Genomic DNA, 16,515 nt, shown 5'->3' on the forward strand with positions numbered 1-16,515 from the left:
CCGTAAGGTCTCTCCCTAAGCCGTTATCAACGAATTGGGGCGTCTCTCTCGAGCTTTCGCGCGTACTCGGTCAACGGATAGCACAGGGCAAAGAAGATTGCAGCAACGAGGCCGTAAACCTTGAAGGGCTCGAACGTGGCGTTGTTGATCGCATTTGCTGTCCTCATCAGTTCCTCAAAGCCGAGAATGGACGTCAAGGCGGTGCTCTTGATCAGCTGCACCAGAAACCCGACGGTCGGCGCGCGAGTTATCCGGAAAGCCTGTGGCAGGATGATAAGCCGAAGTTCCTGCAGGCGGTGCAGACCAAGGCTTGCGCCCGCGTCCCACTGGCCACGCGGAAGTGCCTCAACACCGCTGCGCCATATCTCGGCCAGATAGGCACTGGCATAAAGCGTCAGCCCGCACACGGCAGCCGTCCAAGGCTCAATCCGGAATCCCAACATGGGCAATCCAAAGAACATCAGGAAAAGCTGCATGAGCAGAGGTGTTCCCTGGAAAAGCGCTATGTAGCCTGACGCGAACCGCCGTGGCCAAAAGGATTGCGATATCCGAGCAAAGAGGATTGCCATGCCGACCGTTGCCCCGCCGACAAAGGCGGCGATCGACAAGAGAACCGTCCAACGAGTCGCGAAGGCAAGATTGCGCAAAATATCCCAGAACGTGAACTCGATCATGATATTCCCGCCCCAAGAAACCGACGACCGCCAGCGATCAGCAACCGCCTGAGGCTTGCCGACATGGCAAGATAGATCATCGTTACGACCAGATAAGTCTCAAATGAACGAAACGTGCGGGCCTGCAAAAGATCGGCCTCCTGCGCCAGTTCCCGAACGGAAATCTGTGAGACCACGGCTGATTCCAGCATCATGATGACGATCTGGCTTGTCAGGGCCGGGAAGATTACCTTTAGCGCCTGGGGCAGGACGACTTTGAAAAACACGTGTCTCGGCTTCAGCCCCAGCGCCAGGGCCGCTTCGCTTTGCCCTTTCGGGATCGCATCGAGGCCCGCGCCTATGACCTCGGTCGTATAGGCCGCCATGTTGAGGGTCATGGCGAGTATTGCCGCTGTTACAGGATCGAGATGGATTCCAATGCTTGGAAGGCCAAAGAAGATGAAGAACAGCTGGACAAGAAACGGCGTGTTTCGGATCACTTCAACATAGATGCCAACTGCCCGTCGCAACCAGCCGAACCGACCTCTTCGCGCAGCAGCACCGAAGACACTGAGCACCGTCCCGAAGACGGTGGTGCAGGCAATCAGGAAAAGCGTCATGCCCGCACCATATGCGAGCGCTCCCGCACCGCCCCAGAGCCAGTCGAACCCAAGGCTATAGGACATCGCCAATCCTTTCACGGCGGAGAGCACTCATTTCGATCAATCCTTGAGATTTTCAGGGTTGAGTGGCGTCTTCAACCAGGCCTTCGAGCTTGCGTCGAGTTTCCCCTCGGAGATCATCTTGGCAACGACGTCATTGACGGAGCTCTTGAGACCCTCCTCGCCCTTGCGGAGGGCGATGTGCGAAGGCGACGTCAAGAGCTGGAACTTTTGCTCGGGTTTCAACGCGTCCTGGCGTGCCAGGACCTGCGCTCCAACATCGTTTCCGACCACCATCAACTCGGTCTGACCAGAAATGAAGGCCTGTATGACGGAATTGTAGTTTTCGAAGCGCTGGATCGTTGCCGATGCCGGTGCTGCAGCCGTCAACGAGGTGTCTTCGAGCGTGCCGCGGTTAACCGCAATTGTCTTGTCGGCGAGGTCATCCTTGCCTTTGATCGAGACAGCTGCCGGGCCTATGACCGCGATGTAGTACGGGGCGTAGGCAGCAGCAAAATCGATGACCTCGGCACGCTCCTTGGAAAAGCCGACGCTCATCAGAATATCGACGCGCTTGTCGTTCAGATAGGCAATTCGGTTTTGTCCGGTGACGCTTACGAGGTTGAGCTTCACACCAAGATTGTCGGCAATGCTCTGGGCGACATCGACATCATATCCCTTGAGGCTCATGTCGGCGCTGGCCGACGAGAATGGAGGGAAATCAGAGAAAATGCCGACACTGATTTGGCCGGCGGCCTTGATGTCGGCGAGGTCGTCGGCATGTGCCGACAGTCCGACCAGAGTGAATGCGGCAGCAGCAGCGATGGCTCTTCCTAGTTTGCTCATATTCATTTTATGTTCCCTTTTTCTTGGTTCTGGATTTTGAAGACAGGTCCGACTGTTTCAGGCGGCCCGCTTGCGTGCGGACGGACTGAACATGGCAAGGCAAAGCAGTTCGAACAGCACCTGTGCGGCTATCTGGGCAGTATTGGTAGTCGCGTCATACTGCGGTGCGACCTCCACCACGTCGCCGCCGACGAGATTAACGCCTCGGAACCCGCGCAGCATGGCGAGAACTTCTCTCGGAAGCAGTCCACCAACCTCCGGTGTTCCAGTTCCCGGCGCAAAGGCGGGATCCAGGCTGTCGACATCAAAACTGATATATGTCGGGCCGGAACCGACAACCTCGAGGGCGCGCGCGATGACGGCCTTGATGCCCATCTCCGCGACTTCCTCGGCGTGTATAACCGTCATGCCCGAAGCGAAAGAGAATTCCCAGAGGTATTCGGCTCCTCCTCGAATGCCGATCTGGATCGTTCTCTTGGGATCGAGGACACCGGCGAGGACAGCCTCCCGGAACGGGGCGCCGTGATGGAACTTCGAGCCCTCATATGGCCCGGCCGTATCACAATGGGCATCGATGTGGATCATTCCAACGGGAGTACGGCTTGCAAATCCCTTGAGGATCGCGCCGGAAATGGAATGGTCACCCCCCACGGACAAGGGGATCACTCCGGTATTGGCGACCATGCGGTAGCAGGCCTCGATGTCCGCGTGGCAACCGGCGAGATCAAAGCGGCTTCTCATCGGAACGTCACCGACATCAGCGACCTTGAGCTTGCCCATCGGCGCGACCCGAAGAACATGCTCGTAGGGTCCGACACGTTCGATCGCCCGGACAGCCCTCGGGCCCAACCGTGATCCGGCTCGATTGGTTACGCCAAGGTCCATTGGCACGCCGATAAGAGCTACATCGAGGGCCTCCAAAACCTCCGGCCTGATGCCGTTCTCGATGAAGGACGCGCCAAGGAAGGTCGCCGGATCGGCAAACGGCCATTTGCGGCTGTCGCCATCCTTGAAGACGCTTGCAGCAACTTCGCGAAAATGTGGATCCTGCATTTCACCGCCGGCGGCATTGCCGAAGCGACGGCGTAGGTCCTCCAGAAAATCCTGGTCAATCGTCAAGATAAGCTCCCCCGTTTGATCCGAGATGCCATCATTCGCCGAGCCAAAAGGCTTTACAACCTTGATATTTCGTGAGGGCCTATAACGATTTCTGATACTCAAGTCGCTCCCATTGCAGCATTCAGCAGCGTGTCCGTTCAGAAAACCTTATAAGCTGGACGTGGGGGGCGATTATGACATTACAGACGACGGCAAAGCTTCTGGCCGTTGCGCATGAACTTCAGATCGTACAATGTCCACGCTTAGCCGAAGACGGAGACCGTCGCACGGCTGGTTTAACGCAGACGAAGAACCCGCCTAATGCTTGATCTCGATTCATATTTGTTGCGGGCGTTCCTGACGGTCGCCGAAATCGGCACGGTCAACGGCGCTGCTGCCAAATTGCACCGAACTCAAGCGGCAGTGAGCATGCAGATCCGCAAGCTCGAGGAGCTCGTCGGAGTAACGCTCTTTTCCCGGTCGTCCAAGGGACTTGAGCTCACCGCTCACGGCCAGATCATGGTGGCCTACGCCCGAGAGATCGTGGTCCTTTCCGACGAGGTCGGCCGTCGGCTCACCGGAAAGATACTTCAAGGGCGCATCCGTCTCGGAGTCGTCGAGGACTTCGCCGCCAGTCGACTGATAAATATCCTTCGTGACTTCAGGGCTCAGAACCCCAAGGTCGACATCGACATAATCGTCGAGCCCAACCGGCGTCTGGCAGAGATGTTTGAAGAAGGGAAACTCGATATCGTTGTTTGCGATATCACCGTCCTCAATCGGAAACCCATCCTGATCTGGACCGAGTATCTCACCTGGGTCGTCAGATCGGATTTCGTGGTCGACGCAAGCAGGCCGCTCCCGGTGATCATGTTTGATGAGAGCTGCCCCTGGAATGTCCGCACCATCGCGACGTTGTCGCAGCGGAACATAAAATGGAAGACGGCATGCGTTGCTTCAACGTTGGTCGCGATGGCAACGGCGGTAAGGGTCGGCATTGGTGTCGGTCCTATGCTTGAAGCCACTATCCCCGAGGGATGCCGTGCGCTGGACAAGGCCGCCGACCTACCTGGCGCAGTGCGGATCGAGATTGGATTCTATGCCCAGTCCGAGGCATCCGAGGGCGTCCGTTATCTTGTCGAGTTCGTGTCACGGCACACCGCCATGGCGGACCGCCCATAACGACCCGTTATAGCCGCGAAAAATAAAACAGCCTGTTCAACTGGCGCGATGGCTGCAATCTGACCTTCGGCAGCAACCGGCATGCCAAGTGAAACAAGGATACCGGCCGATGGCTATCGAGCACTCGTCCGTGGACGAGGAGTCGCCACTCCAAACAGTCCATATTATCGGCCAGATCGCCAGCTCCGCCGCGGGGGACAGCGTAAGTGCGCAGACGACCGAAATTCTTCATCGCATTGATGCCCTTCTCAAAGAGGCGGGCACCGATAGGGACGAACTGATTCAAGCAAATATCTGGCTTCGGGATCTCATGGGTTTTGACGAAATGAATGCCGTTTGGGAAGGATGGGTAGCTGCCGGCACGACACCTCGGAGAACCACTTTTGAAGATAGGACACTGCCGCGCTTGTGCGATATCCGGGTAGACGTGATCGCTTGGCGGAAAACCGATGAGTTTGCCTCGCCGTGAGGCGGAGCCTGGGGTCCCTGGATTGCTCTGGCCGCCATCATTTTGGTAGCTGCATTTGCATGGATCCAGAGGGGTGGCACTGCAACCGACCCAACTTCAACAGCATCCACAACGCCCCCGATTTCTCGATCTTTTCCGAAGCCAGTGATTCCCGTAACCCCGCCGGCCGCCGCTCCGGCAAATCCGTCAACCGGTACTCAGCCGTAACGGCGCGACGATGGGATGGCCGCTTGGAACCATCGTGGCAGTATGCTCGAGACCTTGATTTCACCTAAACCGTCGTCATTTTCCTCTGCAAGGTGTGCCTTGGATGGCGGTGACTTTGCCATCAGGCGATTAAAGTGAAAGCTCAAGAAAACAATTCAACCCGATATGACAATGGGCAAAGGAATACGCGGTTGAAGAGAGCTTGACGTGATGGGGCATCACGTCGGCATGTCTTTGACTATCGGGGCGGGAGCGGAAACCAAAATCATCGACAACATGCGGCCTAGGCAACCTCTCAAGGAGAGCATGGTGGCTATCGGCACTCGTTACCCGCCCACGGTGTCGCCCATCCAAGCGCGGAACGCCAAATTATCCGCCAGGATCATTAGCAGCATCTTGGAAATCCCTTCGATTCAAGTCAAATTCAAGCCGCTCTAGTGTTTGGGGAGGTTTCGATGGAAAACCACGAGCCATTTTTGCACGAGGCAATTGCACTTTCGAAATCCGCGGTGGAACACGGCGACGAACCGTTTGGGTCGCTGCTGGTCAAGGACGGCGACATAATCCTGCGCGCTGAAAACAGTGTCTATACCGGCCACGACATGACCAACCACGCCGAGATGAATTTGGTTAAGCTGGCGGCGAAGCACTACGATACTGCTTTTCTCGATCACTGCACGATTTACACCAGCACGGAGCCTTGCGCGATGTGCTCGGGGGCAATTTATTGGTCGGGTATCGGGCGCATGGTGTTTGCGTGCTCGGAAACGCGGCTTGGCGAGATCGCTGGGATCGGGTTGAACGTGCCGAGCCGGTCGATTTTGCAAACCGGCGCGCGCGTCGTCACCGTGGTTGGTCCGACGAACCTTCAAGACGAAGCCGCAAAAGTACATCAGGAATTCTGGCCGAAGCATCTTGGCAGGGCATAGCCAGATCAACGTTTGTCCCCTCCGTCTTCGTACCCGTCATATGTACCAGCCCGCTCCAAGGCTACGTCGACGCCGATTGTCAGCTTTGCATCCTGGACCTCGCCGCCGATCGCTGGACACGCACCGCACGCCAGTCGTCTCACAGCATATGCTGCCGTTCGAAATCTTCACCGGAGCCAATATTTGACAGCTAAAGAATCTGCGATCAACGCGTTTCGGCGTCCAATGGCCTGAAGGTCGCTCCCGGGGAGCGAAACGCCTTAAGATCGACCCAGATCCCGAGCCAACGTTTGTCTAAGTGATCGCTGGCCGAACCCGGTAACAGCCTATGGTCCGCGCTCCCCGCGGTCATTGCACTCAGCGCTGGGTCCGCGCAACTGCCAGTGACGCTCCCACCACCAGGGCACGCAGACCCAAGTAGTCAGGCACGGCCGGCCGGTTCTGGAGGGTCGCACTGTTGGTGTGGGTAATAACAACAACAGAGGCACCAGCAGCCTCCGCGGCATGTATCCCCGCGTCAGCATCCTCGAAGACCAGGCATCGCGTGGGAGAAACGGAAAGAAGTTCGGCGCCGGCAAGAAACGGGTCGGGCTTCGGTTTTCCTCGAATTACATTCTCCGCGGCAATGATGGCCATCGGTTGCGGCAAGCCGGCGGCTGCAATACGCCTCAATGCGAGCTCCTTCGGAGCAGAGGTCACTACCGCCCATTTCCCACTTGGAAGCGATGTCAGGAACTCGAGCGCTCCGGGGATTGGAACAACGCCGTCGAGATCCGCGAGCTCGCGTTCTGTGATTTCGGCGGCGGCCCTTTTCGGATCAATTCCCGAAGCCCTCAGGTCAACCATCGTGTCCTCCACCCGCCGACCATGATAGGGCGGTGTCGGAATTCCGTTGTCCCTTGCCCAGCCTCCCCAGACGCGCTCTGACGCAGCACTGGAATCGAGGATCGTTCCGTCCATGTCGAACAGGAACGCGTCAAAGGATTGGGTTTCGAGCGGATTGTACGATAACATTCTTTCTCTTCTGCCTGATGAACGAGTAATTGAAAGGAATGTGCCGTCCAGGCGCGGTTCCCATTGACGTGCGGACTGGAGTGTTGGGCGTTGCCGTTGCCGGCGCCGCGCTATTCACCGGACGGTGACGCCTGCTCGGATCCTTTTCTCAGACGCCTGGACCGCATAGTGCTGATCGTCTAACCCGTCAATGACCAAGGCGCTTTAAGGCCCTCAAACTCGGTGGCAGAGCTCGGCAGATCACGCTTGGCGAGACACTAGTTGCGACGCCATTTCGTCGATGAACGTATCGGTACGCCGCGTGTCCGCAGGTAGCAGTTGACACTAAAAATACATCCGTTATTCTGGATATATGGAATCGAAATTGGCAATTGCGGCGCTTGCCGCCCTGGCGCAGACGACAAGACTAGAAACCTTCCGCTTGCTTGTGAAGTCCGAGCCGGACGGCATTCCGGCCGGGGAATTGGCGCGAATGGTGGATGTCCCCCAGAACACCATGTCTGCCCATCTTGCGACCCTTTCGAGGGCGGGCATCGTCAAGAGCGAGCGACGCAGCAGGTCCATCATCTACCGGGCGGATCTGGAAGGTTTCCGCGAACTCACGCTCTTTCTGCTCAAGGACTGCTGCGGCGGAAATGCAGAGCTGTGCGCTCCGCTGATCGCCGACCTCACACCCTGCTGTTTGCCGGAGACCGGGCCGTGCGTGAACTGAAACTCGATCCGATCAGTGTTTCTGACGAGCTGACGACCGGTCTTGCGGCAGCTGGGCTACCGATCGACGACATCGGCGAACCGGGGCGATCATTCTTCCGGCTCGCTGACACCGAGAACCAGATCATTGGCTACTCCGGGATCGAAGCGGCCTCGCACGATGCTGTTCTCCTGCGGTCTATGGTGATCCTACCGGCGTTCAGGTCACAGGGATATGGCCGCCGCCTCGCGGCAATGACGATCACGCGAACGCCAAACGGATCCGCCGTCTATCTCGCGACCACCAACGCTGCACGGTTTTTCGAGCACCTCGGCTTTACGGCTATTGGCCGCGATCAAGTTCCCCAAGCGATCCTTTCCACCCGCCAGCTCTCGGGGCTCTGTCCCGCGTCGGCGACGATCATGAAACTGACCAGGCGGCCTGCGACCTAACCACGGAACACGACCATGACCGACAAGACTTACAACGTGCTCTTCCTGTGCACGGGCAATTCCGCACGCTCGATCCTCGCTGAGTCCATACTCAACAAGGAAGGCGCTGGTCGCTTCAGGGCATTCTCCGCCGGCAGCCAGCCCAAGGGCGAAGTCAACCCGCATGCGCTCAAGGAGCTGGACGCCCTCGGCTATCCCTCGACGGGTTTCTCATCGAAAAGCTGGGACGTCTTCGCTAAACCCGGAGCACCCGAGATGGATTTCATCTTCACGGTCTGCGACAGCGCCGCTGGAGAAGCCTGCCCGGTCTGGATCGGTCACCCGATGACCGCGCACTGGGGCGTCGCGGACCCTGCCGCCGTGGTCGGAAGCGAGGTCGACATCCAACGCGCCTTCGCGCAGGCCGCGCGCTTCCTCAAGAACCGCATTACCGCCTTCATCAACCTGCCGCTGGCTTCCATCGACCGCATGGCGCTCGAACAGCATGTCCGGCAGATCGGTTCGCTCGAAGGCGCGTCCGTCAAACCCGCAAAGGCCGAGTGATATGTCCACGTTCGAACGATATCTGACCGTCTGGGTCTTCCTCTGCATCGTGGTTGGAATCGCGCTCGGCCATGTCATGCCTGGCGTGTTCCATGGCATCGGTGCGGCCGAAGTCGCCAAGGTAAACATCCCGGTCGCGATATTAATCTGGCTGATGGTCATCCCGATGCTGCTGAAGATCGATTTCGGTTCTCTGGCGAAGGTCGGCAGCTATTGGCGCGGGATCGGGGTCACCCTCTTCGTCAACTGGGCCGTCAAGCCATTCTCGATGGCACTTCTCGGTTGGCTGTTCGTCGGATGGCTTTTCCGCCCACTGCTCCCGGCCGACCAGATTGACTCATACATTGCTGGTCTGATCATTCTGGCGGCTGCGCCGTGCACCGCCATGGTGTTCGTGTGGTCGAACCTCACGAAGGGCGAACCCCACTTCACCCTGTCACAGGTAGCCCTCAATGACGCCATCATGATCGTCGCTTTCGCACCGATCGTCGGACTGCTATTGGGCCTTTCGGCGATCACGGTCCCCTGGGATACTCTGGCGATATCGGTGGTCCTCTATATCCTCATCCCGGTCGCCATCTCCCAGATCGTTCGTAAGCGCCTGACTGCTGATGGCACGACGCGATCCCTGGACAGTTTGCTGGCAAGGCTGCAACCCCTTTCGCTTCTCTCCCTCCTTGCCACCTTGATCCTGCTCTTCGGGTTCCAGGGCGAGCAAATCATAGCGCAGCCCGCCGTCATCGGCTTGCTCGCGGTGCCGATCCTGATCCAGGTCTACTTCAACTCGGGACTGGCCTACCTGCTGAACCGGATATCGGGCGAACAGCATTGCGTCGCCGGTCCGTCTGCGCTCATCGGAGCCAGCAATTTCTTCGAGCTTGCGGTCGCGGCCGCCATCAGCCTGTTCGGCTTCCAGTCCGGAGCCGCGCTCGCGACTGTTGTCGGGGTCCTCATCGAGGTCCCCGTGATGTTGTCGGTGGTCTGGATCGTGAACCGCACCAAGGGCTGGTACGAGGCCGCACCCGCCGTATCCCGAAACACCATCACAGAAAGGACATGACCATGGACGTCACGATCTACCACAATCCCGCATGCGGGACGTCGCGGAACACGCTTGAGATGATCCGCAATGCGGGCATCGAGCCGCGTGTAGTCGAATACCTCAAGACGCCGCCGTCACGAGCCGAACTGGTGAAAATGATCGCAGACGCGGGCCTCACCGTGCGTCAGGCGATCCGCGAGAAAGGAACGCCCTACGAAGAACTTGGTCTCGACAATCCTTCGTTGACCAACGACCAATTGCTCGACGCCATGCTCAAGGACCCGATCTTGATCAACCGTCCGTTCGTCGTCACGCCGCTCGGCACGAGGTTGAGCCGGCCGTCTGAAGCTGTGCTCGATATCCTGCCGGACACTCACAAAGGTGCCTTCACCAAGGAAGACGGCGAGAAGGTTCTCGACGAGAAGGGAAAGCGCGTTGTCTGAGGAATTCCCCGCTCTCGAGGAGCGGCATCTCCCCCAGCCTGACCTCGAAGCGCTCCGCCCGCGGTTCTCGACACACAAGCCGCGCATCCTGATCCTCTATGGATCGCTCCGTGAGGTTTCCTACAGCAGGTTTCTCGCTCACGAGGCGCGCCGTCTGCTGGAGCGACTGGGTTGCGAGGTTCGGGTGTTCGATCCCAAGGGCCTCCCCCTGCCAGATGAAGCTCCCGTCAGCCATCCCAAGGTGCAGGAACTTCGTGAACTTTCCGAATGGTCCGAAGGCCAGGTATGGGTCAGCCCCGAGCGCCATGGCGCGATGACTGGCGTCATGAAGTCCCAGATCGACTTGATTCCCCTTGCCGTCGGGTCGGTGCGGCCAACGCAGGGAAAGACGCTCGCGGTAATGCAGGTATCTGGCGGCTCGCAGTCATTCAATGCCGTCGGCCAGCTTCGCATCCTCGGCCGCTGGATGCGGATGATCACGATCCCCAACCAGTCCTCGGTCGCCAAGGCCTATCAGGAGTTCGACGCCGACGGACGGATGAAGCCGTCGTCCTACTACGACCGTGTTGTCGACGTCTGCGAGGAACTCGTAAAGTTCACCTTGCTCACCCGCGACGCCTCGTCCTACCTCACGGATCGCTACAGCGAGCGAAGGAAGACGCTGCCAAGCTCGAACAGAGAGTGCAGTTGAAGTCGATCTGACGGCTACCTGTGCCGCCAGACCTTGACGGCGGAGAGAAGCAGGATGACAGCGAGCGCGGGCAGAAGAACCGCGTTCGGAACGATCCCCAGCAGCAAGCCGCCGATGAACGTGCCGACGATCGATCCCGCCGCCATGACCATCACGAACATTTTGTTGCGTCCCAGTACCGAAAAGCTCTGATCACGGCTGTATCGCGTGAAGCCAACGAGCATTGTCGGCAGGCTGACGGAGAGCGACAGCGATCCGGCCAGCTTGATGTCCGCACCGAACAAAAGCACGAGCGTCGGGATCAGCAGTTCGCCGCCCGCTACTCCGAGAAGGGACGCCACGAGACCAATCACGAAGCCTGCAACGACGCCCGCGACTAGCTGGGCACCACCCGTTAGAAGCGGCTCGCCTGCAGTGGCATTGTGACCGACGATCAGGACCAGAGCGATGGCGACCAGAAGCGCGGCGATGATCTTGTAGAGGGTCTCGGACTTGAGGCGCGTCGCCCATCCGGCCCCGAACCATGCGCCCGCCAAGCTTCCGGCCAGCAGATTTACCACGATCGGCCAGTGGGAACCGATTTCGCTGAACGGTACCGTCGCCGCGCGGAACGGAAGCGCCGACGCCACGACAACCAGGCTCATCGCCTTGTTGAGGATGACGGCCTCCAGGGCCGCAAAGTTGAAAGCTCCGATCAGAAGAGGAAGCCTGAACTCCGCGCCTCCGAGTCCAATTAGACCGCCAAGTGCGCCGATTGCCGCCCCACCAGTGAAGGCAGCCGGTTTGCTACGGGATGATGGCACATCGGCAGGAGCGTCCATCTTCATTATGTCTCGAGAACAATTACGATGAAAACCCTTATGCTTACAGGCAAGATACCCTGCAAGTGATGTTCGGCGAAACAGGTTCCATTGGCCGACGGCGCAGGTGAAGGTAGCGTTGATTAGTCCTGGACAGGCGCGTATTGCTGACCTGCAATAGTTGCATTGTCTCGGCTAGGAACGACAGCGTTCATTGGTCACCGTCACCTCGTTGCTCCCTCGTCCTTATACTTTGCGCCAGTCACCAGATTGAAGAGGCTGTCGATCGCGCTAGATGCCGCCACGCGGACCAAGGCCTGTTGCTGTGGCGACGTCGCGACACGTGGAACTTGGCAAAACGAAATCTGAGGAGGGTTCAATGCCGAGCATGCGCTGTGTTGAAGTAAAAGCCGCAAATCAATCATTGCAAATGGTCGAACGCGAGATTCCGACCCCGACCGCTGGCCAGGTCTTGATCAGGGTTCAGGCATGCGGAGTATGCCACAGTGACAGTTTCACCGTGATGGGAGCGTTTCCCGGCATCGCCTACCCACGCGTGCCTGGTCACGAGGTGGTCGGCGTGATCGATAAGGTCGGTGAGCGCGTGCCCAACTGGAAGCCCGGTCAACGGGTGGGTGTTGGTTGGCACGGCGGCCATTGTGGGCATTGCCCGTCCTGTCGGCGCGGCGATTTCGTAACCTGCCAGAACGCACAAATTCCCGGCATCAGTTACGACGGCGGCTATGCAGAGTATATGATCGCACCATTTGAAGCCCTAGCCGCAATCCCTGATGAGCTCGATGCAGCCGAGGCCGCTCCACTGCTATGCGCCGGGATCACGACCTACAACGCGTTGCGCAACAGCGGTGTTCGGGCAGGCGACACGGTTGCCGTGCTCGGCATCGGCGGACTCGGTCATCTCGGCGTACAATTCGCCGCGAAAATGGGTTGCCGCACGGTCGCTATCGCGCGGGGAGCCGACAAGGAGCCATTGGCGCGTGAGCTCGGTGCTCATCGCTATCTCGACAGCACCACCCAAGACGTTGCGGCCGAATTGGGAAAGCTGGGCGGAGCCCGCGTGATCCTGTCGACCGTCACCAATTCGAAGGCGATGAGCGAGGTGCTTGGTGGGCTGGCGGTCAATGGCAAGATGATCGTGCTTGGCGCGTCATCCGAGCCAATCGAAGTCTCGCCATTCCTGTTAATTGGCGGACGTCGCGGAATTCAGGGATGGCCATCCGGGACGTCGAGCGACTCGGAAGACACCCTGGCATTCAGCGCTCTCGCCAACGTTCGTCCGATGATCGAAACGATGCCGCTGGAGCGGGCGGCAGAGGCTTATGAGCGGATGATGAGTGGAGCGGCACGCTTCCGGATGGTGATCACGACCGGTAGATGACCCAGTTCCGGGAAGCTGCGTTACCCATTCATGGAGCGGAATGAGGAGACTTAGGACATTCGCCAGACTCCCTTGTTTTCGGGAGTCCAGCGCACGCGTCCGAAAAAGACAGGGAGCGAAGGTCCGGTTTACTACTGCTTTGCCAGCTTTACCTTCAAGGCCTCGATCTTCGGGGTGATCGTGTCGCCGCTGGACAGCTTCGGCGTGAACTTCGTCCAGCTTCCGCCCTTGCTCGGCTCCGCGCGGTATAGAACCTTCGGCTTCGCGGTATCGCGCGCCCAGAGCTGACATTCGTCGGAATGGTTCGTTCCCCATGCTCCGGCCCACTGATCCGAGACACAAAGCTTCCCGTCCGCTGTCGACCAAGTGCCTGCGGCATGGGATGGTCCGTTTCCGGTATAACCCAGCATCTTGCCGTCGGCGCCAAGGTACCAGGAGATCGGTTCTTTCTCGCCCTTGTGGCCTTTCTCGGTGAAATTATATGTCTTCCCGGAGAACAATTTCCCTGATCTCGGCCGCCGGAATTGGCGCGGCGCCTTTGGGCGCAGCCTGAGCGAGGGCCATGGTGGGGACGGCAGCAAGCACTGCCAAGGCAATGATCGGTCTCATGATAACCTCCAGTTGTCAGCAGAAGCAAAACCGCGTTCGACCTGGACCGACAAACGGCGCCACGAGGCGCGCGGAACGGCCACAGCTCGAACGGGCCAGCACGGGCATTCCTGTCCAAATCGGTGGCCGGACACCTTCCGGCGAAATCCCTCGTCAACGCCGCAAGGGCACCCCTCCAGCCACCACAGCGCAGGCTATCAAAAGCTGGGTTGGCGCGCATATATCATTTGATAGACGAACGCTTCAGTCGCCGCACTTGGCGAGTCCGAAAATCAGCCGAGCGAGCTCAGCCTGCCGCTTCGAACCCGTCTTGTCGAAGACCGAGTGAAGCTGGGTTCGTATCGTGCCCACGGAGACTGCGCGGGCCTTCGCCACTTCGTCGACGCTCTTGCCGAGGCCGATCTCGCGGGCGACGGACGCTTCAGCAGGAGTGAGGTCGTAGAGCCCAGCAAGAATGCCTTCGTCGACCGTTGCCTCCTTCGACAGGGGCGTGATGGCCATCAGCAGATCGGCTGCATTGAAGATGTCGTTCGCGGCTCCGGCTATCGGAAGCGCGTGGACGACCATTGCAAGCTGATCCTCCTGTTCGGCGATCGGGAAGGAGCCGCCGTATTTGGTGACGCCCGCTTCGAGCAGCGACTCCCAGCGGGCGTCGGCTGTCTTCTGGTCGATGACCAGCCGATGTCGACAGTCGCGCATGGTACTCGGGATCAGGCGTTGGAAACTCTGATTGGCTACGACCAGCCGACCGTTCTTGAGGGCACCAGCCCAAATGCCAAGCGCTTCCATTGCGTCGACTGTCGACTTGATCTGCTCGAACTTCAGCCGCGACGCCAGGAGAGCGGCGCGAGCAAGGTGTGGCCTTATCTCCGTCAGCGATGCGGTGACCTTGCTCGGGAGCGGGCCCTCCTCGAAACTGCGATGGATCGAGAGCTTGATGATATCTCCAGAAGGTGAAGTTATGCCCGTTCCGGCATGCCAGAAGCATCCATGCGGTCGCATGAAGCCCTGATAGTACTCGCTCGCCATCATTTCCTCGTAGGTCATGATGTCCGTGTCCATCAGGAATCGCGGTTCCGAGAACCTGCGGGTTCGCTCCTCGCTCAGGAGATATGGATTCTTTGCGCCCCAGTTCTCTGCGATGTAGACCTTCATCTTCGGAACGGCGGAGTCGTTCCCGATCCAACGGACATCACCTTCCGGCGGGACGCCCATCAGAACACCGTCGTGGGCATGGCTGCGGCGTGCCAGTTGATCGAGCAGTCCGCGACCCTTCCACAGCTCGGGAATGACTGCTGCTTCGTAGATCGATGCGATGAAATCGTGGTCCATCGGCGCCTCCGGTGCGACATTATCACAACGGTCAGCGCCCGGAAGCAACATGGTCGACGAGCAGCTACCTTCGATGGAGGTAGCCTCCCCGCGTGTGTGGGTTCAACGCGCTTGATACGGCCATCAACTCGACGAACAGCGATCGTAGTCTGTCGTCATGGCCCCGACCTAAGGCAATCGCCGCCGTGGGTCGCCGGATGCAGCGGACGGCACGTAAAGACACCCCTTTGAACGCATTGTAGGATCTGCACAAGGACGGTCTTCGCTACTGCATTCACTATCAGCTTCCGGAAACGAAGCGGACGACGTCCAATATCGCCTTTCCGGAGTTGAAGATCGCCTATTCCTTGACGGCTACTACTTCGGGCTCTACACCCGCTTCAACATTCCAAAGTTTGGGACCGAGGTGGTCAACCAGCGCTATCCTCGGATCAATCGTCAATGAAGTTTCGCCAACTTGGCGCCTCGCCGCTCAGACTGTCAGAAATCGGGTATGGCGCCAGCCGCATTGGCGACCTCGGCAGTGTTCTGGATTGCGAGGCTGTTCTGGAAGCGGTCTGGGATTGCGGGATCCGCTATTTTGACACAGCTCCCGGATACGGGCTGGGGCTTTCCGAACGGCGGCTCGGCGACTTCCTCAGAACACATGAACGGTCGTCCTACGTCCTGTCTACCAAGGTCGGCAAGATCCTGACGCCGGTCGGCGGGCGTCCCTCGAATGTGATGCCTTTCGACATCGCGTACGATTACTCCTACGAAGGCGTGATGCGCTCCTTCGAGTTCAGCATGGCCAGGTTGGGATTGTCATCAATCGACATTCTACTGGCTGATGATCTCGAGGCCCCTACCCTTGGTCGCGCGGACTATCGACGGCACCTTGCCAAGTTCCTTGAAAGTGGTGTCAAGGCGCTGGACGAACTAAAGGCGAATGGAGACATTGCCGCCTTCGGCATCGGCGTGAACGATGTCGGCGTATGCCTTGACATAATGCAGCGGTCCAAGCTCGACTGCATCATGCTCACGGGCCGCTACACGTTGATCGATCGGACCGCCGGAACTCGCCTCTTGGGACTGTGCCAGCGAACAGCAACGCCCCTGATCGTTGCAGGGATTCTGAACGGGGGAACGCTTCTTGAGGAGAATGCAGAGCGTGACGTCTCGGATCCTCTAGCGCCTTTTGCGAAGACAGCGCAGGAAATTGCCCGGGAGTCAGGCGTCAGCTTGGCAAGCGCCGCCCTGCAATTTCCTCTTGCGAATTCATCAGTCGCTTCCGCTTTGCTTGGAACCACCGATGCCCAACGTATCAAGGGCTTGGTGGCGGGGATCAAGGAGCCGATCGCTGATCACGTCTGGTCAAGATTCAATTCTGTGGCCCTCAACTAGGCAGGCCGGCGTCCAAATGGATGCTTGTGGCGATGGTCGCAATCGCGGCCCTGATATATCCGCGACATCT

19 protein-coding genes and 1 pseudogene are annotated in these 16,515 nt (G+C 58.9%); 11 read left to right on the plus strand and 9 right to left on the minus strand.

The features are described from left to right. Positions 1-26 precede the first annotated feature (26 nt). The 4 genes from IB244_RS01940 to speB are packed head-to-tail and all read right to left on the minus strand — an operon-like array spanning position 27 to position 3,280. Positions 27-674, minus strand: a complete 648-nt coding sequence (locus IB244_RS01940) for an amino acid ABC transporter permease (protein ID WP_169682438.1) — start codon at positions 672-674, stop codon at positions 27-29. Continuing rightward, positions 671-1,339 (minus strand): amino acid ABC transporter permease, encoded by a 669-nt coding sequence (locus IB244_RS01945; RefSeq protein WP_169682437.1) that lies wholly within the window; start codon positions 1,337-1,339, stop codon positions 671-673. Before IB244_RS01945 ends, IB244_RS01940 begins: the two co-directional genes overlap by 4 nt. 36 nt (positions 1,340-1,375) lie before the next feature. Then, entirely contained in the window at positions 1,376-2,161 is a 786-nt protein-coding gene (locus tag IB244_RS01950; RefSeq protein WP_192303132.1) for a transporter substrate-binding domain-containing protein, read from the minus strand. A 57-nt stretch (positions 2,162-2,218) separates the two neighbouring features. Next, positions 2,219-3,280, minus strand: coding sequence for an agmatinase (gene speB / locus IB244_RS01955; RefSeq protein WP_113161497.1), 1,062 nt, complete (start codon positions 3,278-3,280; stop codon positions 2,219-2,221). A gap of 300 nt (positions 3,281-3,580) precedes the next feature. Between speB and IB244_RS01960 the strand changes: the two genes are divergently transcribed. From IB244_RS01960 to IB244_RS01970, 3 genes are all read left to right on the plus strand, one after another. Next, positions 3,581-4,441: a LysR substrate-binding domain-containing protein gene (locus tag IB244_RS01960; protein WP_169682431.1), complete on the plus strand. Its 861-nt coding sequence runs from the start codon at positions 3,581-3,583 to the stop codon at positions 4,439-4,441. Positions 4,442-4,550: 109 nt separating this feature from the next. Then, positions 4,551-4,910, plus strand: coding sequence for a Rid family hydrolase (locus IB244_RS01965; protein ID WP_169682429.1), 360 nt, complete (start codon positions 4,551-4,553; stop codon positions 4,908-4,910). Between the two features lie 662 nt (positions 4,911-5,572). After that, positions 5,573-6,046 (plus strand): nucleoside deaminase, encoded by a 474-nt coding sequence (locus IB244_RS01970; RefSeq protein ID WP_169682428.1) that lies wholly within the window; start codon positions 5,573-5,575, stop codon positions 6,044-6,046. 357 nt (positions 6,047-6,403) lie between these two features. Here IB244_RS01970 and IB244_RS01975 read toward each other — a convergent pair whose 3' ends face one another. After that, positions 6,404-7,060, minus strand: a complete 657-nt coding sequence (locus IB244_RS01975; RefSeq protein WP_169682425.1) for an HAD-IA family hydrolase — start codon at positions 7,058-7,060, stop codon at positions 6,404-6,406. A gap of 352 nt (positions 7,061-7,412) precedes the next feature. On the opposite strand from IB244_RS01975, the gene IB244_RS01980 reads away from it, so the two are divergent. From IB244_RS01980 to arsH, 6 genes and pseudogenes are all read left to right on the plus strand, one after another. Then, positions 7,413-7,772, plus strand: a complete 360-nt coding sequence (locus IB244_RS01980; protein ID WP_169682423.1) for a helix-turn-helix transcriptional regulator — start codon at positions 7,413-7,415, stop codon at positions 7,770-7,772. Next, the gene (gene arsN2 / locus IB244_RS01985) at positions 7,760-8,203 is read left to right on the plus strand and encodes an arsenic resistance N-acetyltransferase ArsN2 (RefSeq protein WP_169682421.1); all 444 of its coding nucleotides are present in this window, start codon (positions 7,760-7,762) and stop codon (positions 8,201-8,203) included. The genes IB244_RS01980 and arsN2 overlap by 13 nt, the downstream gene beginning before the upstream one ends. 15 nt (positions 8,204-8,218) lie before the next feature. Then, entirely contained in the window at positions 8,219-8,746 is a 528-nt protein-coding gene (locus tag IB244_RS01990) for an arsenate reductase ArsC (protein WP_169682419.1), read from the plus strand. A gap of 1 nt (position 8,747) precedes the next feature. Beyond that, positions 8,748-9,806 (plus strand): ACR3 family arsenite efflux transporter, encoded by a 1,059-nt coding sequence (arsB, locus tag IB244_RS01995; protein WP_169682416.1) that lies wholly within the window; start codon positions 8,748-8,750, stop codon positions 9,804-9,806. Next, a complete protein-coding gene (gene arsC / locus IB244_RS02000; RefSeq protein WP_192303020.1) occupies positions 9,803-10,231 on the plus strand; it encodes an arsenate reductase (glutaredoxin) in 429 nt (142 codons plus the stop codon). The genes arsB and arsC overlap by 4 nt, the downstream gene beginning before the upstream one ends. Further along, positions 10,224-10,933, plus strand: a pseudogene (gene arsH, locus IB244_RS02005) (arsenical resistance protein ArsH). Before arsC ends, arsH begins: the two are co-directional and overlap by 8 nt. Positions 10,934-10,936: 3 nt before the next feature. On the opposite strand, the gene IB244_RS02010 reads toward arsH, so the two are convergent. After that, complete coding sequence (locus IB244_RS02010; RefSeq protein WP_312867195.1) at positions 10,937-11,887, minus strand: sulfite exporter TauE/SafE family protein; 951 nt, start codon at positions 11,885-11,887, stop codon at positions 10,937-10,939. 214 nt (positions 11,888-12,101) lie between these two features. Here IB244_RS02010 and IB244_RS02015 point away from each other — a divergent pair, with 214 nt between their 5' ends. Further along, positions 12,102-13,121 (plus strand): alcohol dehydrogenase, encoded by a 1,020-nt coding sequence (locus IB244_RS02015; RefSeq protein ID WP_169682412.1) that lies wholly within the window; start codon positions 12,102-12,104, stop codon positions 13,119-13,121. 131 nt (positions 13,122-13,252) lie between these two features. On the opposite strand, the gene IB244_RS02020 is transcribed toward IB244_RS02015, so the two are convergent. From IB244_RS02020 to IB244_RS02025, 3 genes are all read right to left on the minus strand, one after another. After that, positions 13,253-13,621 carry a DUF995 domain-containing protein gene (locus IB244_RS02020; protein ID WP_246734274.1) on the minus strand — a complete coding sequence of 123 codons (369 nt, stop codon included), beginning with the start codon at positions 13,619-13,621 and terminating at the stop codon, positions 13,253-13,255. After that, a complete protein-coding gene (locus IB244_RS32720) occupies positions 13,599-13,730 on the minus strand; it encodes a hypothetical protein (RefSeq protein WP_281419557.1) in 132 nt (43 codons plus the stop codon). The genes IB244_RS02020 and IB244_RS32720 overlap by 23 nt, the downstream gene beginning before the upstream one ends. Positions 13,731-13,973: 243 nt before the next feature. Further along, the gene (locus IB244_RS02025) at positions 13,974-15,062 is read right to left on the minus strand and encodes a helix-turn-helix transcriptional regulator (protein WP_169682407.1); all 1,089 of its coding nucleotides are present in this window, start codon (positions 15,060-15,062) and stop codon (positions 13,974-13,976) included. A 441-nt stretch (positions 15,063-15,503) separates the two neighbouring features. Here IB244_RS02025 and IB244_RS02030 point away from each other — a divergent pair, with 441 nt between their 5' ends. Then, entirely contained in the window at positions 15,504-16,445 is a 942-nt protein-coding gene (locus tag IB244_RS02030; protein WP_169682405.1) for an aldo/keto reductase, read from the plus strand. Positions 16,446-16,515 lie beyond the last annotated feature (70 nt).

The organism is Rhizobium sp. RHZ02, assembly GCF_014851575.1.
GTDB classification, from domain to species: Bacteria; Pseudomonadota; Alphaproteobacteria; order Rhizobiales; family Rhizobiaceae; genus Rhizobium; species Rhizobium altiplani.

Coding starts and splice junctions, on each gene's coding strand:
- IB244_RS01960 (WP_169682431.1), top strand. CDS start 3,581: ATGCTTGATCTCGATTCATATTTGTTGCGGGCGTTCCTGACGGTCGCC.
- IB244_RS01970 (WP_169682428.1), top strand. CDS start 5,573: ATGGAAAACCACGAGCCATTTTTGCACGAGGCAATTGCACTTTCGAAA.
- IB244_RS02015 (WP_169682412.1), top strand. CDS start 12,102: ATGCCGAGCATGCGCTGTGTTGAAGTAAAAGCCGCAAATCAATCATTG.
- IB244_RS01980 (WP_169682423.1), top strand. CDS start 7,413: ATGGAATCGAAATTGGCAATTGCGGCGCTTGCCGCCCTGGCGCAGACG.
- IB244_RS01940 (WP_169682438.1), bottom strand. CDS start 674: ATGATCGAGTTCACGTTCTGGGATATTTTGCGCAATCTTGCCTTCGCG.
- IB244_RS01945 (WP_169682437.1), bottom strand. CDS start 1,339: ATGTCCTATAGCCTTGGGTTCGACTGGCTCTGGGGCGGTGCGGGAGCG.
- IB244_RS01975 (WP_169682425.1), bottom strand. CDS start 7,060: ATGTTATCGTACAATCCGCTCGAAACCCAATCCTTTGACGCGTTCCTG.
- IB244_RS01965 (WP_169682429.1), top strand. CDS start 4,551: ATGGCTATCGAGCACTCGTCCGTGGACGAGGAGTCGCCACTCCAAACA.
- IB244_RS02025 (WP_169682407.1), bottom strand. CDS start 15,062: ATGGACCACGATTTCATCGCATCGATCTACGAAGCAGCAGTCATTCCC.
- arsC (WP_192303020.1), top strand. CDS start 9,803: ATGACCATGGACGTCACGATCTACCACAATCCCGCATGCGGGACGTCG.
- IB244_RS32720 (WP_281419557.1), bottom strand. CDS start 13,730: ATGAGACCGATCATTGCCTTGGCAGTGCTTGCTGCCGTCCCCACCATG.
- IB244_RS01950 (WP_192303132.1), bottom strand. CDS start 2,161: ATGAGCAAACTAGGAAGAGCCATCGCTGCTGCTGCCGCATTCACTCTG.
- arsB (WP_169682416.1), top strand. CDS start 8,748: ATGTCCACGTTCGAACGATATCTGACCGTCTGGGTCTTCCTCTGCATC.
- IB244_RS02030 (WP_169682405.1), top strand. CDS start 15,504: ATGAAGTTTCGCCAACTTGGCGCCTCGCCGCTCAGACTGTCAGAAATC.
- IB244_RS01990 (WP_169682419.1), top strand. CDS start 8,219: ATGACCGACAAGACTTACAACGTGCTCTTCCTGTGCACGGGCAATTCC.